Genomic DNA, 15805 nt, shown 5'->3' with positions numbered 1-15805 from the left:
TTAGCCGTCCCGCGGCGGCGCCGCGGCCCCGGCGCGCCGGCAGAGCGCCCCGCAATGATAGGTCGCAAGCCGAGTGGCGAACGCCGGGCTGACCGACAACAGCGACTTCCGCACGAGGCTCTTGGCAAGCCCCTTCAGGCGCGACGAATGAAAGGCGTGCACCGACAGGCTGTGATCATAGGTGCCGAAGCCGGCAACATGAAGCCCCGCGGTCTCCAGCACCAGGCGGAACGTGTCCGGCGTGTAGAAATTGATGTGGCCGATGTCGAGCGTCGATTGCAGCGCCCGGCGGTTGGTCCGGGCATGCAGCTCGCACGGCACTTCGAGATAGATGAAATTCCGCGCCACCCTGGCCAGCTCGTGCAGGAACGCGCGCGGTTCGGGCACGTGCTCGAGCACGTGGCTGGCATAGACGAGGTCGAACGATCCGTCGGCGAGCGGGATCGTTGCACCGTCATAGCTCGACCAGCGGAACGGGACTGAAGCGGCGCCGTCGGTCTCCAGATTGGTTGCGGGATCGATGACGTCGATGCCGGTGAAGTCGCGGCCGATCCCGATCGCGGACAGCCGTGCCAGCACGGCGCCGGTGCCGCAACCGACCTCGAGCACATTGCCGACACCGGCGGCGGACGCGCCCAGCAAGCCGGCGATATGATCGGCCTTGTCGACCGCGCAGACGCGGCGCCAGTCGCGCTCCTGCGCCGAATAGACGCCCTCATAATGCGCGTTGTGCTGTCCGATGCTGAATTCCATCGTCATGGTCTAGCCATCGCTCCGGGCGGCATGCGGGCAAGCCAGTCGGCGGCGCGCCGGGGCATCCCGCCTCGCGTCTCACTCGGTGTAGCCATATCGCCCATAGTGCGAGTTGTAATAGTAGTTCTTGCCGCCATAGCCGCTATAGCGGCTCATCGCGGCGATATCGGCTTTGTTGAGCACGACGCCGAGCAGGTTCTCATTGACTGCGCGCGCGCTGCGCAGCGCCCGCTCGACCACCTGCACCTGGGTCTTGCCCCATTCCACGATGAAGACGAAGGAATCGACGAAGTGCGCGGTGATGCGGACATCGACCACCGGCGTGAGTGGCGGGAAGTCGACGATCACGTAATCATAATGGCCGCGGACGGCGTCGATGAAATCCTTCATCTGGTCGGAGGCCAGCACCTCGTGCGAATGCGCGATGCGCGACCGTGTGGCGCCCGGCAGGAAGACAAGGCCGGTCTCGGGATCGCGCCACAGCGTGTCCTGCAGTGTCGCGTTGTTCGACAAGACGTCCAGAATGCCGCGCTCGGCGTTGGCGGCGATCTTGCGGCTCAGCGAGGGATTGCGCAAGTCGCAATCGACCAGGAGCACGCGCGCCCCGCTCTGCGCAACCAATTGCGCGAACACGAAGGCCAGCGTCGACTTACCCTCGTTGGGCAGCGCCGAGGTCAGGCCGAGGATCTTCGACGGCTTGGTGACATTGAGGTCCGCATTGACCTTGATCGAGCGGATCGCTTCCGAGAACCGCGAGAACGGCGAATCGATCGCGGCCCACAGCACCGGCTCATCGCCGCGCTGGATCATGCGCGCGCCGACCGGCAGGTTCGGACGACCCGCCACCGGCGCCTTGAACTGGCTTGGCGAGAGGCGGGGAACGATCGCGACGCAATCGGCGTCGAGGATGGTCTCGACCATTTCAGCGGTGCGGAACACCCGGTCATAGAGGTCGCGCAACACGCCGAGCGCGAGCCCGGCGATCAGGCCGCCGAGCGCCGAGAGCGCGAGCACGACGAAGGTCTGCGGGTGGCTGTTGCTGAGCGGACGCGAGGCACGGGTGATCACCCGCGCCTCGCTGGCCGGAAACGACTGCTGCTGCACATTCTCCATGTAGCGCTGCAGGAAATTATCATAGAGCGAGCGGTAGGTTTGGGCCGAGCTCTCGAGCTCGCGCAGCGTGACCTGCGCCTGGTTGGTGGACTGCGACTGCGACACCGAATCGTTGACGGCGCGCTCGATCTCGGTCTGGCGCTGCAGGGCGATCGCATAGTCGCTCTTGTAGCTCTCGGCGAGTCGCTTCAATTCGTCGATGATCGACGACTGGATCTCGCGCATCTGGTTGCGCAGATTGACGGCGGCCAGGTGATTGTAGCCATAGCGCGCCGACCAGTCGGCTTCGCGGTTGGACAGCTCGAGATACTGCGAGCGCAGCTTGGTGATGACCTGGTTGTTCAGGGTATCGGCAACCGTCGCATCGGGGACGCCGCCCTTCACCACCGCCTCGATGCGGTCGAGCTTGGCCTTGGCATCTGTGACCTGCGACTTCACCTGGAGCAGCTGGGTGTTGAGCTCGCCGAGTTGCTGTTCGTTGAGCAGCTTGCCGCTGGACGTGACGATGTTGTTGGTCTTCTTGTAGTCGAGCACCGCGCGCTCGGCATTGGATGCCTGGGTGCGCAGCTCCTGGATCCGGTCCTGCAGCCAGACGCTGGCGCGGCGGGTCGCCTGATACTTGGAATCGAGCTGCTCGACGATATAGGCGTCCGCGACGGCGTTGGCGATCTGCGCCGCACGCTCGGGATCGAGCGAGCGGAAGCTGACCTCGATCACATAGGTCATGCCGCGGCGGCGGACGTCGAGCTGCTTCTCGAAGGTGCGGACCGCGCGCCGCGTCCGGTAGAACTCGTTGGGCGGCGCGCTGCGGGTAAACAAGCCGGACACGAAGTCCAGCACCGCTCCCGCCGCGCCGGCCCTGGCGCCGATGAATTCCGGATCCTCGTTGAGCTTGAGGTCGCGGATCACCGCGAGCGCCACGTTCTCCGACTTCAGGATTTCGACCTGGCTCTCGACCGCGGAAGAATCGACCGGGACGTCATTCACCGGCGACTGCTGCTGGCCGCCCTGGAGCTTGCGCGTGTCGATGATCATCGTGGCAAGCGCGGTATAGCTCGGCGCTGCCGCCATCAGGTAGCAGATGCCGCCGAACAGGCAGAGCCCGGCGGTCCCGAGGATCACCCAGTACTGCCGCAGCAGATAGGTGACGAAGGCGTCGAAGGTTTCCGCCAGCGACGGCAGTTCGGCCGGACGATTTCGCAAGTCGACAGGCGTCGAAATCTGGTTGCGCTGAAGCATCTCGTCCTATCGCCGCAGGATGCATCCTGCCGGGCGCGCCAATACCGCCAGGCGCGCAGCCGAAAGACCGCCGGATCGCTCAAATGTGAACAATGCCATCTCCCTAACGAATGATAACAGTTCGTTAGCATAGCCAAGGTTATCGCGCCAATTAAAACCCCTGCCCGACCGCGCGCCCCGGCTGACCGCGCCGGCCTTAACATTCCGCCGCCACAGCCGCGGAATTGGGCGTTTCCACTGCACCGCCTTGCGTGCCGCTTGATGGCGCCTGTGGACCGCATCGCCGACAGATTTGCGACGACCGGATTAATCCCGGCTTAGGACCCTGCCCGGTAAGATGCAGGCACAGGGTTGTGTTATGTTATTTGTTTTGCTTGGCAATTTGATCGGCGGCGCCGTGCTTGGGCTGCGCCAGCACTGTCTGGTGCTGGTGCCGGTGATGCTTGTGGAACACATGCTGCTGGCCGCCATCGGCGTAGCGCGCCTCTCGTGGTCCGAGACTGCGCTGCTCATGATCATCGCCATGGTATCGCTGCAGGTCGGATATCTCGCGAGCACCTTCGCGCCGTTGCTCCGGTCCCGCGCCTCGACCCCACTCATCGCGCTGCGCCGTCCGCAGTAGCGCGCGCTACGCGGTTGCGCGATCCGGCCGCGCCTGATTTCCATTGACCTCGCGACGAGCCCGGGGCATCCCGCTGCCTTGCGTTCTCTTGGTCCGCAGGACCTGCTTCCCAAGGATTTGTCCCTCCCGTGTGGAACGTCACGGCTTTCATCCGCATCTTGGTCGGGGCGTCGATTCCGGTGGGTCTCATCGACGCGTCGCTCGCCATCGGCCTGGTCGGCGCCGCGACGTCGCTTGGGCTGCTGGCGAGCCTGACGGCGATTCGTCCAGGTGAATTGTCTTTCCTGAAGCGGGTCGCCGGGCCCGCCGTTGCGGCGGCGCTGGTGCCGATGCTCTGGATCATCCTGCAGATGCTTCCGCTGACGTTCTGGGCGCATCCGGTGTGGAAGTTCACCGGCGAAACACTGGGGGCGTCGCTCAGCGGCAGCATCACGATCGATACCGGTGCAAGCCTTGGCGCATTGCTGCTCTGGCTGTCGCTGCTCTCGGTCATGATATCAGCCGCGGCGGTCGCGATCGATGCCCGCCGCGCCGACATGGTGGCGCGCAGCATTGCAGCGACCGCGGCCGTCGCAGCGCTGATCCTGCTGTCGTATAGCGATCCGATCAAAGCCTGGCTTGGCGCGGCCGACACCGCGCGCGACGGGACGGCAAACGGATTCCTCGTCGTCGTTCTCATTGGCGTCCCGCTCAGCCTTGCGCGCGCGCTCGATGTCGGCGGACATATTGGCGGCCGCACGGCGGCCCAGTCGGCCCGATTGCGCCGGCTGCTCGCCGCCGGCGTGCTGTTTTGCGCCGCCAGCGCCTGCTGGTACGGACGACGCGGCGCCGCGATCGCGATCGCAGCGGGCGTCGCGCTCGTCCTGATGACCTTCGCCGCGCGAAAACTTCATCTGCCTCGCCGGAGCAGCGCCGCTGCTGCGGCTGCGATCGCGTTGATTGCGCTGGTAACGGCGATCGCCAACCGCCATCCCGATGTGGCGCTTGCCATCGCCTTCGCCCATGCGCCGGACGAGCTCGTGCAGTCGACCCAAAATCTGCTCGCCGACCTGCCCGCGCTCGGCAGCGGCGCCGGCACCACCGCTACGCTGGCATCGACCTACATGGACTGGCAAGGCGCGACCGCGAAGCCCGTGGCGGCAACCAGCGCCGCCGCCTTGATCGCGCAATTCGGTTCCGCCATGTTCTGGACTTCAATCGCAGTCACGATCGCGGGCATCGCGGCGTTCACGGCCGGTGCACGCAATCGCGGCCGTGACTGGTCCCATCCCGCGGCGGCGGCAGCCGCGTTGCTGACGCTGCTGCTCGCCGCCTTCACCTTGCCGGAATTGCCGGCGCTGCCCGGAGTGATCGTGTTGGGAGCCGTGATCGGAACAGGACTGGCACAGCGGATCAGCCGTCCGCGGCTGCAGGCGGGCTAGACCACAGATGCGCAGCCTCCTCCGGCGGATGGTCGGCCAGACCGGCGATCTCGAGCATGACGAGAGCGACGAGGCCTGCATCTATGCGGTCGGCGACATCCACGGACACGCCAACCTGCTGCACGAGATCTGCGCGCGGATCGATGCCGATATCCGCAAGTCCCGTCCGGCGCGGCCGATCCAGGTCTTCCTTGGCGACTACATCGATCGCGGACCGGATTCACGCGATGTGATCGCGATACTCGACCAGCGCCGCCGCACCCACAGCATGGTCTGCCTGCTCGGCAATCACGAGGCCTGCCTGCTGGAGTTTCTCGTCAATCCCGACATGCTGGCGCAATGGCGGCAGTTCGGCGGCCTGCAGACGCTGATGTCCTATGGCCTGACGCCCTCGCTCAATCCCGACGCCGCGGAACGGCGTGCGCTCGCGCAGGCATTGGTCCGCCAGATGCCGCCTGCCCATCTCGCCTTCCTGCGCTCGCTGCCGATCAGCTATTCCCGCGGCCGCTATTTCTTCGTGCATGCCGGCGTCAGGCCCGGCGTCGCGCTGAAGCAACAGCGCAAGGAGGACCTGCTCTGGATCCGCGACGACTTCCTGGTGTCGGAAGATGATTTCGGCAAGGTCGTGGTCCACGGCCACACGCCGATGCAGGAAGCCGAGCTGCTGCGCAACCGCATCAATGTCGACACCGGCGCCTATGCGACGGGCCGCCTGACCTGCGTCAAGCTGGAGGGCGCGCAGCGTACCCTGCTGATGACCGGCAACCGGGCAGCGCGCCATGGCTAGCGCGAAGGCAGACGCGCGGCGGCTGTCGCCGGCCTTCGTGCCGGCAGCAATCCTGATCGGCGCCGCGACGCTGGCCCTGTCGGCCTGGTGGCTCGCCGCCGATGCATTGCGCGGCAAGCCTTCGCTCGCGGCCGGCCTCGGCGTGGTCAGGAGCGAGCTGTGGCTCGCCGACGGCTGGAGCGAATTGCAGACCTCGCCCGAGGCGGCCGAAGCCGCCTTCACCCGCGCGCTTCGGCTCTCGCCGATGGACGCCGGCGGCTGGCTCGGCCTCGCCTCGGCGACCGGGCGGTTCGACTGGCTGAACCCGACCGCATCGAAGGCGCTGAAGATGTCCTACTACACCGGCTTCAACCGCAGCGACCTGATCGCGCCGCGCCTGATCCTGCTGGCGCAGGTCGATACCACGCGCGATGTGGAGCTGGTCGATCTGTTGCAGCGGCAAATCCGTCTGATCCTCACCCGCGCGCCGGAGCTGAAGGGTGCGATCGGCCAGGCCTATCGCGTGGCGAGCGATGCCAACCGGCGCATCATCGAGGCGGAATTCAAGGACGCCAACCAGAGCATCCCCGAGTAAGGCGCAATCGGCCCGCGAACGGCCATCGTGTACCCGACCATCAGACACCCTTGTGCCGCAGCACCGCGCCGACCGTGCGCAGCAGGATGCGCAGGTCGAGCACGAAGCTCCAGCTCTTGATGTAGATGAGGTCGTGCTGGACGCGCAGCTGCATATCCTCGATCGCCGGCGTCGCGCCGCGCAGTCCCTGTACTTGTGCGAGACCGGTGATGCCCGGCTTGACGTGCTGGCGCTGCGCATAGCTTGCGATCAGCTTCGAGTATTTGTCGTCATGCGCCAGCGCATGCGGCCGCGGCCCGACCAGCGACATGTCGCCGCGCAGCACGTTCACCAGCTGCGGCAGCTCGTCGATGCTGCGGCGGCGCAGCGTCGCGCCAATCCCGGTCAGCCGCGGATCGTTCGCGCGAGCCTGGGTGATGACATCGCCATCCTCGAGCACATGCATGGAACGGAATTTGAGGATGGTGAATTGCCTGCCGTCGAACCCGTTGCGGCGCTGCCTGAACAGGACCGGCCCCCTGGAGTCGAGCTTGATCGCAATCGCCGTCCCGATCAGAAGCGGCGCGAACAGCACCAGCAGGCCGCTCGATGCCACGATGTCGAACAGCCGCTTGCCGGCGCGCTCGACCGAGGTCAGCGGCGAGCGCTGCATTTCCAGTGTCGGAATCGGGCCAGACGCCACCATCCGGAGCGCGAGGAATCGCTCCGCCGTCCGATCCGGCAGCAGCCGCACCGGCAGCGGTGACGCCCGCAGCTGATCGCACACGAACTGGATGCGCGGTTCCTGCTGCCAGGGCATCGCCAGAATGATCTCGTCGGCACCGCACTCCCGTGCCGCGCGAATCGCCGACGCGACGGCGGCGCGATCGCTCGCGTCATCGGACAGGCCGGACAATTGGATCCGTCGCACCTCGCTGAGGCCGAAATCGCGCAGCAGGCTCGATTGCCGCACCCGGGACAATTCATCCGCCGTCCCGACCACGACCGCACGGCGCGTTGCCAGCATGCCGCGGTCGATCGCGCGTTGCAGCGGCGCCTGCAGCAGCGTCCGTCCCGTCACGAGCCCAAGACCGCCGATCAAGCCAAACGACATCACCGACCCACGCGAGACGCCGGAGCCGACCTTCAGAAGGAAGATGATCAGGGTCATCAGCAGGACAACCAGAAACCACCCGCCGAGCAGGCTGCTCCAGCGCCGGTCGAGACCGGCCAGCACCTGCGCATGGTAGAGGCCCTGCGACTTCGCCACGAACATGTGAAGGATGGCGGCGAGAACCCCGATCCCTAGAAAGCCCTCGAAGCTGTTGCTATAGATCGTGTGGTAGTAAAACAAATGATAGGCCGCGCCACCAATGATGCTGGACAACACGACAATGATCATCTCGGAGGCGACGGCGAACGCCTCGAGCGAGGCAAATGCGGACGAGAAGGCGCCGAAGTAGACCGGCACCTTCGCCAATCGAGCGTCCGAAAGGTCGGCCATCGGGAATTAACATTCGTGTTAACAATTCACATGTGTAATATCAGGCAGGTCGTGAGCTCGCAAGGCCTGCCGGCAATGTCAGGCAGGGAGCATCCATGAGTTCATCGGCTGGCGAAACCGAGGCCGCGCTGGTGGCGCTGCTTCACTTGATACGCCTGATGGGCGCCGAGCTCGTCGCGGGCCAGCACCGCGACGATGTCGAAGTGCTGGTCAAGGCGGTTGAAACCAAGCTGCGATCGGCCCGGTTTCCGGCTGAAATGCCGAATCAGGACATCGTCAAGGGTCTGGACCTCGCACAGGCCAGGCTGCGCCCGATCCTTGAAGATCTGCGCGCGAGATCAGAGAAGGCGCATCTGAGCGACCAGCTGCTGCTGGCGCCCCGGCCCCCACGTATCCACTAACGGATGAGCTTCGTCAGCTCTGGACTTCACCGCGGCGAGGCAACCCGCTCCCGCCGCTGGACCTGAGCGCAAGCTTCTCCTCGATCTTCATTTTCTCGAGTAGCAGGTCGGTCACGATGCGACGCAGCCGTTCATTTTCCAGCCGCAATTCATCAATACGACTGGGGGCAGGCGGGGTCCCATCTCGATCTTCGGTGTGAGCGGCGAACTCGGCGACAGTACCATTCGCCGGACGACCGCGTGCAGCCTCCTGCTTACGCCAGCGATGAAATGTCATCACGCTAACGCCCAGCACCTTGCACGCCTGGGCCTGTGACTGCCCGCGCGCCATGAGTTCCTCGGCCTGTTTGACCTTGGAAGTTATCTCGTCAGTGGAATGACGCCTCATTGGTCATCTCATTGCCCCCTAGATTGGCAAACATCGCATGGCCTATAAGCTATATAAATGCAACAGGAAATTCAAATTGAGGATTTCCGCGGGGGCGTTTCGGGAGCCTCGAACTTGCCGTCGGCAGCGCCACATTGCGCGAAGAAATGTCGAAGCTGCAAGCTAGTTACCGAAATATGTGAGCGTTTATTCCCGCGCAGAAGGCCCTGACAGAAAAAGTTATACGACTTTTTGCGTATGAGAAGTTAGTCCTCACAACTGGCGCACCCTTTGCATCGGCAAATGAGAACACCCAATCAGTTCTCCGACGGATTGCGAGTGCGCCATGACAGTCGACGACAACTACACCGCAAATCAAGCAAATATTTCGCAAAATTCGAGCGAATTAATCCCGCACCCCATGCAACCGGCGGCTTGCGGGCGCGGCTTTGCAGCGGTAGTTACACATACGTTAAACCTCGTAAGACCCCCCGCATACTCGAAGACCACCCCCGTTCCGCATAACGTTCATAGCTCGATCCTAAAGTTGTTAATTAAGCGCTTTGCTACCGGTAGTTATCAGGCGGAAGCACACCCGCCCGATCATCCACGAACTATCCAGCGCTGACGCCGTTCAGAGCCCACCTCTGATCAACACTTTTTGCGAGGATCGAAACTATGGCGCATCTCAAGGTCTTCGAGGGGAACCAGTCAGCGTGTAGCGAGGCGACCGATGCCCTGGAACGCCTTGTCGCCGAGAATTTCGAGCTGCGAAATACGGCCATCGAGCTCGTGTTGCAGACCTGGATCCTGCGCGAACGTCTTTCTGACGTCGTGACGCGCAGGGCCATGCGCCAACACTGACTGCTCGGCCGCGCCAGTGCCGAATTGTACGAAGGGCCGCGGACAATCTGATCGTGCCGGGACTCTTGCTCGATCAGATTTTCAATTTAAAATTGAATTGTCCGCAACGGCAAGCACCGCCCCCTCGCCAATTGGCTTGGATGTGGGCGGCAATTTCTGCTCGGTAAGAAACAGGCTGACGGACTTTAGCTGTGGTGAACCCGGCGCAATGCGACGCGTGCGCCGTTCTGCTCACGCGACACGCCGAACGAACGAGACGCGGCTGGACGCTCATGGATTTCACGCAACGCGGCGATATCAAGCATCAACGCCACGACTTCGTTGCGCAGTGATTGATTGGTCGCGAGCAACGCCTCTTCGATTGGCTGATGCGAATGTTGAACTTTATGCTGCTTCATGGCGCGCCCTCGCTCTGCGGTTAAGGGTATGAGCGATGTGATTGAAGTTTCGATGACAGAGTTAGATCGCGCATATGGAATGCGGCTAATGGGGCAGGTTTGCGACGAACGTGGCTCCGCGTTAAATTTTCTCGATCAGGTTCCACAACCTGATCGCGAAATGTTCGAACGATGGCCTTTTATGTGTCGTCACGATGGGATGTTCGCGGCAGCGACGAAGCTCGCGGCCTGAGAGCGCAGCTGGAACGGACCATGAGGCGCGAGCAAGAGCATGAAATCATTTGACGATCGTTGATCGCAGCGATCGCCGTCGAAGCCGGCGACAGACCTGCGGGCGATCACAATGTCGCCGCGTCAAAGGCTCGGGACCTGATGAATTGTTCCGGGTTCGAACCAGATATTCCACCAGACACAGCGTGCACACACTAAATCTGCTGCCATCGATCAATCGGCTTTTTCGCCATGCATGACAGGTTGAACCGAGCAGCATGGATCAGCGCGTCTTCTGCATTGATCGTCGAATGTTTCGATCCGTTTCGAACATCAAGGATGCGGACCTGAGCGCTCTGATCCGCCCCTGACGACACGGCGGAACGAATCAATGCCGTACACTCGATCATGCAAGATATTCACCTCGACCTCGGCCGAACGCGACAATGCTATTCTAATTCAAAATAGGCAGTGCTGACGCGTTTCGGCTTCGGCAGAAGCAGTGAACTGCCTCCGCGTTCTCACATGCACTTGCACGGTTGCCACGCGGACAGCAGCGGATTCGACCGACCGCCATAAGCATCACTAATTCGCAATGCGCCTCGCGCTCGCGCGCTATTTCGATTTTGGGAAGCGTGCTGTCGCCTATCTTGCCGCCATTGGCGACGCATGAGTTGAAATCGTTGCGCAGATCCTTCGGCGCGCCGCTCGTGCTGCCGGAAGCAAGGATTGCCCGGCCGTCACGGTGGAAACGCCCGCGCGACCAAAGCATTCAGGCGCATTCGACCTCAGCGTCCATTGCGTGCGCCCGAACGATTGCGCTGGACATGATGATCGCAGCTGACGCGAACGCAAAACCATTGATAACTCTCGTTGCCGCACTCCGTTCCGTCCCGAGCCAGGTTTTTCTCGAGCCGGAATTCGCAAGCAGCGCACTACGTCCGATCGACGTTGTGGTAAGCCCGATACCAGGCGACAAATTCGGCAATGCCGTCCTCGATCCGCGTCCGCGGCCGAAAGCCGATCTCACGCTCCAGATCGGAAACGTCGGCTGAGGTCTCCGGGACATCTCCAGGTTGCATTGGCAACAACTGCTTTTCGGCCTGCCGGCCGAAGCCCTGCTCGAGCAGCGCCACCACATGCATCAATTCTTCCGGCCTGGAGTTGCCGATGTTGTAGACGCGCCACGGCGCCTTGCTCGAACCCGGATCGGGATGCACGCCCGACCAGTTGACGTCGCCTTCGGGCGCGCGGCCGATCAGCCGCACCATCGCCTCGACCACGTCATCGACATAGGTGAAATCGCGCCGCATGTTGCCGTTGTTAAACAGCTGGATCGGTTTCCCGCTGGTGATCGCATCCGCGAACGCATAGAGCGCCATGTCCGGCCGATACCAGGTCCCGTACACGGTGAAGAACCGCAGCCCTGTCGTCGGGATGCGATAGAGGTGGCTATAGGAGTGAGCGAGCAGCTCGTTGGCCTTCTTCGTAGCGGCATACAGGCTGATCGGATGATCGACGTTGTCGTGGACCGAGAACGGCAGCTTGGTGTTGGCGCCGTAGACCGACGATGACGACGCAAACAGCAGATGCCGGCACGCGGTGTGCCGGCAGCCCTCGAGGACGTTGAGGAAGCCCTCCAGATTGGAATCCATGTAGGCGTGCGGATTCTGCAGGGAGTAGCGCACGCCGGCCTGGGCAGCGAGATGCACCACGACCTCGAAGCGATAGCGCTCGAACAGCGCTTTCATCCCGGCGCGGTCGGCGAGGTCGAGCTCCAGGAAGGTGAAGCCACGGTGCTGCTTGAGCAGATCGAGCCGCGCGCGCTTGAGCGCCGGATCATAATACTGGTTCAGGTTATCGATGCCGATGACCGGCTGCCCCGCCCGCAGCAAATGCTCCGCCAGATGGAAGCCGATAAAGCCGGCGCAGCCCGTGACGAGTAGATTGCCTGCGATCACCACGTTTCGCCTGTGCCTTTCGCCTTGCGCCGGACCGGGCCGCACACGCCGTCAGGCGCGGGCCGCAGCATCTGGCTTCGCGTTGCGGCCGCGGGGCGCGTCAGTTGCTGGCGGCCGGAGGTTTGTAGTCCGGAAAGCGGCTCAGGACCGCGGCCTTCATGAACTTGAAGTGCGCAATCTCGGTCGCCAATTCCTTCAGCCGACGCTGGCCGTTGGAGATCTCGGCGTCAAACAGGTCTTGATGATAGTTGTCAAGCGCCTCGCGTTCCAGATACTCGTCGGTGCCGTTGCCCAGTGTCACCGCGGCGCGGGCCAGAACATCGTCGACACGGCGGCCAAGACCGGATTGCTCGCTTTCGGCTGCCTGCAACGCGGCCTCGATCGCGGCCATGATCGATCCGATCCGGGCGCGATCGGTCTCGGCATCGCGCTCGGCGGAACGTGCCTTGAAACCTTCCTCGCCACGCCGCGACCTGATCAGGTCATGCGCGCGAGCCCGCAAAAACAGCTGAAACATCTGTCAGTATCCGGTTCGGGCCCACTCAGGCAGTATCGCTCAAAATCGCCCGGTCTTAGTTAAAAAACGGTGAATTGCCCGCCTGCCCGGCCCTCAGGTCGGCCTTCCACTGGATCCAGGCCTTGTCGTGCTTGTCATAGAGCTCGAGCCAGCGTCCCTCGACGGCTGACGGCACCAGTTCCGCACCCTGGGCTTCACCGCCCCGCACCGGTAGCGAGGTGTCCAGTCCTTCGAATTCCGAGGTCTCTTCAAGCGTGAGACCGACCAGCACGCGCCGTCCACTGACATCGACGACATACCGCCTTGGCGAATGCCCCCTGAGATCACTCATGCTGTGCAAGTTCCCTCACGATGTGCAGGCCAACGGAGACATCCCGCCGGCACGCAAACCCGGTCCGGCTGCTGCAATGAAGGCAAAATGACCGATTGCATGTCGCCCGCCAACCCCAACTCACGACACTGTCGCGCTACCTCGGTCGAGCTAGCCCGCTAGAACGCGCGCCGCATGTGGCCGAATGCAGTGACCGGCTGTTCCCGCCGCGGCGATTTGGCGGCCGGCGGCGCCACATACGGCGCGTAGATCCGATATTGCGCACGGCGCTTGCGCGATCGCCACGCGCGGGTGGCGAAACCGGAGCAGAAGCCGGCGACGAACGCCGCCGCAAGGATGAGCACAGGAGAAACCATCACATTCGTCCACGTTAGACCCGATGTTATTAACATTCGGAGTTGTGACGACATCATGATTGCGCGCGCCGAAAGAATGTTCAGCCGCTGGAATTTTTTGTGCAATCGAACGGCGCAACAATGGCCAGGCGCCCACATCGGTTGTCCTCGAGAGTAAGGCGCCTCAGGACAACCACCACAGCATGAATTTCAGGAACATCGAACTGAGCAGATAAATCCACCCGACCATCGCCAGCAGCGTCAGGCCGACGAACGCACCTGAAGCGCTTTTCTCCTTGAGGCGCGCCAACAGCGAGTTTTTCTCTTCTTGCGGATAGAACATCTCTAGCTCAAGACGCATCTGATTCAAATCAGCTAGCAGCCAATTTCGATGATCTCATGACGCGTCGCGGCAGCGATTCGTCTCGCGCATCACAGTTCTCCGCTGCAGGATCTCGTGAACGCGCGGGCCCTCGCTCAAGACAGAGTCGCGGCTCAAGAAAATTCCGCGCAACGTGGACAGGGATCGGCTCCCGCGAGCGCAGCGGCCCGTGCGCCGGAAGTTTCAGCCGGAGAATGCCATGCGACGGCCGTGGCGAGATGCCGGCGTGATCGACCGCAAGTGCATGGTGGCCGCTCTGCCTGCATCTCCGTCTAACAATCAAGACTTCACATGGGGGAGACCGTGATCGCAGCGTCACACCCGGAAAAAGGCGAACCAGACAATTCCGAGGATCAAGACTGTAAGCCCGGTCGAGGCCGTGAGCAGCGCGAGAACCGAAGGTCCGGGCTCGGCTTGGCGCGCCTCGGTCGGGGTTTCGATGATCTGGCCGTGTCGTTCCGTTGCCATGGCGACCTCTTTGCTTAAGTACCTGTAATTCCGGCGATTGCCGCTCCCCTTCGGAGGGCCAACGCGTGATCCGAAGTGATGTTCCGAGCTGCTTCACCGTGTTCCGGCGGCTGTCGCCGCCGCGTCAAACGGGCGCAGGCTTGGGCCACGGTTAACGCCGTTCCGAGATTCGGCGGGGCGCGTTGTTTCAAACTGGGGCCCCCGGTGTTATCCTTGACCGTTCCGTCGGTTGCGTAATCGGAGTTTTCCCTATGGCCCCCCGCGCCAACTGGAAGGGCTTTTTGCGCCTTTCGCTCGTGACTTGCCCGGTTGCCCTGTATCCGGCGACGTCGGATACCGAGAAGGTCTCGTTCAACCAGATCAACCGCAAGACCGGCCACCGGATCAAATACGCCAAGGTCGATGCGGAGACTGGCGAGGAAGTCGCCACCGACGACATCATGAAGGGCTACAAGGTCGACACCGACACCTATATCGAGGTCACCAAGGAAGAGCTCGACGACATCGCGCTGGATTCCACCCGCACCATCGAGATCGACGAATTCGTGCCGCGCAGCGAGATCGACAGCCGCTATTTGATCCGCCCCTATTATCTCGTCCCCGACGGCAAGGTGGGCCACGACGCCTTCGCGGTGATCCGCGAGACCATCCGCAGCATGGACAAGGTCGCGATCGGCCGCGTGGTGCTGACCAACCGCGAGCACATCATCGCGCTCGAGCCGCTCGACAACGGGCTGATGGGCACGCTGCTCCGCTACCCCTATGAGGTGCGCAGCGAGAAGGAATATTTCGACGACATCCAGGATGTGAAGATCACCAAGGATATGCTCGATCTCGCCAAGCACATCGTCGAGCAGAAATCCGGCGAGTTCGATCCGGAGGAGTTCGAGGATCGCTACGAGCAGGCGCTGATCGACCTGATCAACCAGAAGCGCAACGGCATCAAGATCGCCAAGCCCGCAGCCAAGGCCGGCGGCAACGTCATCAACCTGATGGACGCGCTGAAGAAGAGCCTCGCCAACGAGAAGCAGGCCGCTCCCGCCAAGGCCGAGGCAAAGGCGGCGAAGGGCAAGAAGCCGAAGAAGCGCATCGAGGGCCAGCGCGAGATGCTGCTGCCGATCTCGGGCAGCGGCAAGCGCGAGCCCAAGGAGGCCGTCAAGCCCGAGCCGAAGAAGGCCGAGAAGCCCGCGCGTGCACAGGGCACCGCGGCGCGGAAGAAGGCGGGCTGAGGTCGCGGCGCTGCCGCAGGCCGACGACTACATCATGAAGCTATCAGCGCGAGAGAAGACGGCGGCTGGCTGATGTTCGCGCGCATCGCGATGCTTCACGCGCTGAATGGAGACGGCGGGGGCGACTGAATCCGAACGTGTGGAGCGTATCCGGCAGCGACTACTTGAATGCCGAATTGACGGCAGTGAACTGTCCGCTCACGCTGGTGCCGATGCCTCTGACGCCGGCAACGATCACGATGCTGATGCCGCCGGCAATGATGGCGTATTCGATCGCCGTGGCGCCGACGTCATCACGCAGAAATCTTGCAAGCAACGCGCGCATGAAAAGCTCCTGTCCGACGCCCGCG

General features: G+C 63.0%; 20 protein-coding genes. 7 read left to right on the top strand and 13 right to left on the bottom strand.

Annotated elements, in window-relative coordinates:
• Together CO675_RS03980 and CO675_RS03975 are read right to left on the bottom strand one after the other, a co-directional pair.
• Complete coding sequence (locus CO675_RS03980) at window positions 1–759, bottom strand: class I SAM-dependent methyltransferase (protein ID WP_097670667.1); 759 nt, start codon at window positions 757–759, stop codon at window positions 1–3.
• A 72-nt stretch (window positions 760–831) separates the two neighbouring features.
• Window positions 832–3105, bottom strand: coding sequence for a polysaccharide biosynthesis tyrosine autokinase (locus CO675_RS03975; protein ID WP_097670666.1), 2274 nt, complete (start codon window positions 3103–3105; stop codon window positions 832–834).
• A gap of 337 nt (window positions 3106–3442) precedes the next feature.
• Between CO675_RS03975 and CO675_RS03970 the strand changes: the two genes are divergently transcribed.
• The 4 genes from CO675_RS03970 (at window position 3443) to CO675_RS03955 (ending at window position 6509) form a co-directional block, all read left to right on the top strand.
• Window positions 3443–3727: a hypothetical protein gene (locus tag CO675_RS03970; RefSeq protein ID WP_143278868.1), complete on the top strand. Its 285-nt coding sequence runs from the start codon at window positions 3443–3445 to the stop codon at window positions 3725–3727.
• Window positions 3728–3906: 179 nt separating this feature from the next.
• Window positions 3907–5148 (top strand): hypothetical protein, encoded by a 1242-nt coding sequence (locus tag CO675_RS03965; RefSeq protein WP_143278867.1) that lies wholly within the window; start codon window positions 3907–3909, stop codon window positions 5146–5148.
• 7 nt (window positions 5149–5155) lie between these two features.
• Window positions 5156–5935 carry a metallophosphoesterase family protein gene (locus CO675_RS03960; RefSeq protein WP_097670663.1) on the top strand — a complete coding sequence of 260 codons (780 nt, stop codon included), beginning with the start codon at window positions 5156–5158 and terminating at the stop codon, window positions 5933–5935.
• The gene (locus CO675_RS03955) at window positions 5928–6509 is read left to right on the top strand and encodes a hypothetical protein (protein WP_097670662.1); all 582 of its coding nucleotides are present in this window, start codon (window positions 5928–5930) and stop codon (window positions 6507–6509) included. Before CO675_RS03960 ends, CO675_RS03955 begins: the two co-directional genes overlap by 8 nt.
• A 40-nt stretch (window positions 6510–6549) precedes the next feature.
• Here the strand turns inward: CO675_RS03955 and CO675_RS03950 are convergent, their stop codons facing one another.
• Window positions 6550–7992, bottom strand: coding sequence for an undecaprenyl-phosphate glucose phosphotransferase (locus CO675_RS03950; protein WP_097670661.1), 1443 nt, complete (start codon window positions 7990–7992; stop codon window positions 6550–6552).
• Window positions 7993–8087: 95 nt separating this feature from the next.
• On the opposite strand from CO675_RS03950, the gene CO675_RS03945 reads away from it, so the two are divergent.
• Window positions 8088–8393 carry a hypothetical protein gene (locus CO675_RS03945; RefSeq protein ID WP_097670660.1) on the top strand — a complete coding sequence of 102 codons (306 nt, stop codon included), beginning with the start codon at window positions 8088–8090 and terminating at the stop codon, window positions 8391–8393.
• Window positions 8394–8406: 13 nt separating this feature from the next.
• Here CO675_RS03945 and CO675_RS03940 read toward each other — a convergent pair whose 3' ends face one another.
• On the bottom strand, window positions 8407–8781 hold the full coding sequence (locus tag CO675_RS03940; protein ID WP_097670659.1) for a helix-turn-helix domain-containing protein: 375 nt from the start codon (window positions 8779–8781) through the stop codon (window positions 8407–8409).
• Window positions 8782–9438: 657 nt separating this feature from the next.
• Here CO675_RS03940 and CO675_RS03935 point away from each other — a divergent pair.
• The gene (locus tag CO675_RS03935) at window positions 9439–9624 is read left to right on the top strand and encodes a hypothetical protein (protein WP_097670658.1); all 186 of its coding nucleotides are present in this window, start codon (window positions 9439–9441) and stop codon (window positions 9622–9624) included.
• 185 nt (window positions 9625–9809) lie between these two features.
• On the opposite strand, the gene CO675_RS03930 is transcribed toward CO675_RS03935, so the two are convergent.
• The 8 genes from CO675_RS03930 to CO675_RS40855 all read right to left on the bottom strand — a co-directional run bounded on the left by CO675_RS03930 (window position 9810) and on the right by CO675_RS40855 (window position 14226).
• Entirely contained in the window at window positions 9810–10022 is a 213-nt protein-coding gene (locus CO675_RS03930; RefSeq protein WP_097670657.1) for a hypothetical protein, read from the bottom strand.
• A gap of 425 nt (window positions 10023–10447) precedes the next feature.
• On the bottom strand, window positions 10448–10642 hold the full coding sequence (locus CO675_RS39750; RefSeq protein ID WP_143278866.1) for a hypothetical protein: 195 nt from the start codon (window positions 10640–10642) through the stop codon (window positions 10448–10450).
• A gap of 525 nt (window positions 10643–11167) precedes the next feature.
• Window positions 11168–12196, bottom strand: coding sequence for an NAD-dependent epimerase (locus tag CO675_RS03925; protein WP_502693356.1), 1029 nt, complete (start codon window positions 12194–12196; stop codon window positions 11168–11170).
• A 97-nt stretch (window positions 12197–12293) separates the two neighbouring features.
• Window positions 12294–12710, bottom strand: a complete 417-nt coding sequence (locus CO675_RS03920) for a hypothetical protein (RefSeq protein WP_050404969.1) — start codon at window positions 12708–12710, stop codon at window positions 12294–12296.
• 55 nt (window positions 12711–12765) lie between these two features.
• Entirely contained in the window at window positions 12766–13041 is a 276-nt protein-coding gene (locus CO675_RS03915; RefSeq protein WP_097670656.1) for a hypothetical protein, read from the bottom strand.
• Between the two features lie 158 nt (window positions 13042–13199).
• On the bottom strand, window positions 13200–13397 hold the full coding sequence (locus CO675_RS03910) for a hypothetical protein (protein WP_143278865.1): 198 nt from the start codon (window positions 13395–13397) through the stop codon (window positions 13200–13202).
• 163 nt (window positions 13398–13560) lie between these two features.
• Window positions 13561–13719, bottom strand: a complete 159-nt coding sequence (locus CO675_RS40860) for a hypothetical protein (protein ID WP_198964469.1) — start codon at window positions 13717–13719, stop codon at window positions 13561–13563.
• A gap of 354 nt (window positions 13720–14073) precedes the next feature.
• On the bottom strand, window positions 14074–14226 hold the full coding sequence (locus CO675_RS40855; protein WP_198964468.1) for a hypothetical protein: 153 nt from the start codon (window positions 14224–14226) through the stop codon (window positions 14074–14076).
• Window positions 14227–14477: 251 nt separating this feature from the next.
• On the opposite strand from CO675_RS40855, the gene ku reads away from it, so the two are divergent.
• Window positions 14478–15455, top strand: a complete 978-nt coding sequence (gene ku / locus CO675_RS03905; RefSeq protein WP_097670654.1) for a non-homologous end joining protein Ku — start codon at window positions 14478–14480, stop codon at window positions 15453–15455.
• Between the two features lie 160 nt (window positions 15456–15615).
• On the opposite strand, the gene CO675_RS03900 is transcribed toward ku, so the two are convergent.
• On the bottom strand, window positions 15616–15780 hold the full coding sequence (locus CO675_RS03900; protein ID WP_097670914.1) for a Flp family type IVb pilin: 165 nt from the start codon (window positions 15778–15780) through the stop codon (window positions 15616–15618).
• Between the last annotated feature and the right edge of the window lie 25 nt (window positions 15781–15805).

Origin of the sequence: Bradyrhizobium sp. C9, from assembly GCF_002532045.1 — a bacterium.
Classification (GTDB): Bacteria; Pseudomonadota; Alphaproteobacteria; order Rhizobiales; family Xanthobacteraceae; genus Bradyrhizobium.
The sequence above is the reverse complement of the archived record's forward strand: the minus strand, read 5'-3'. Positions and strand labels throughout refer to the sequence as shown.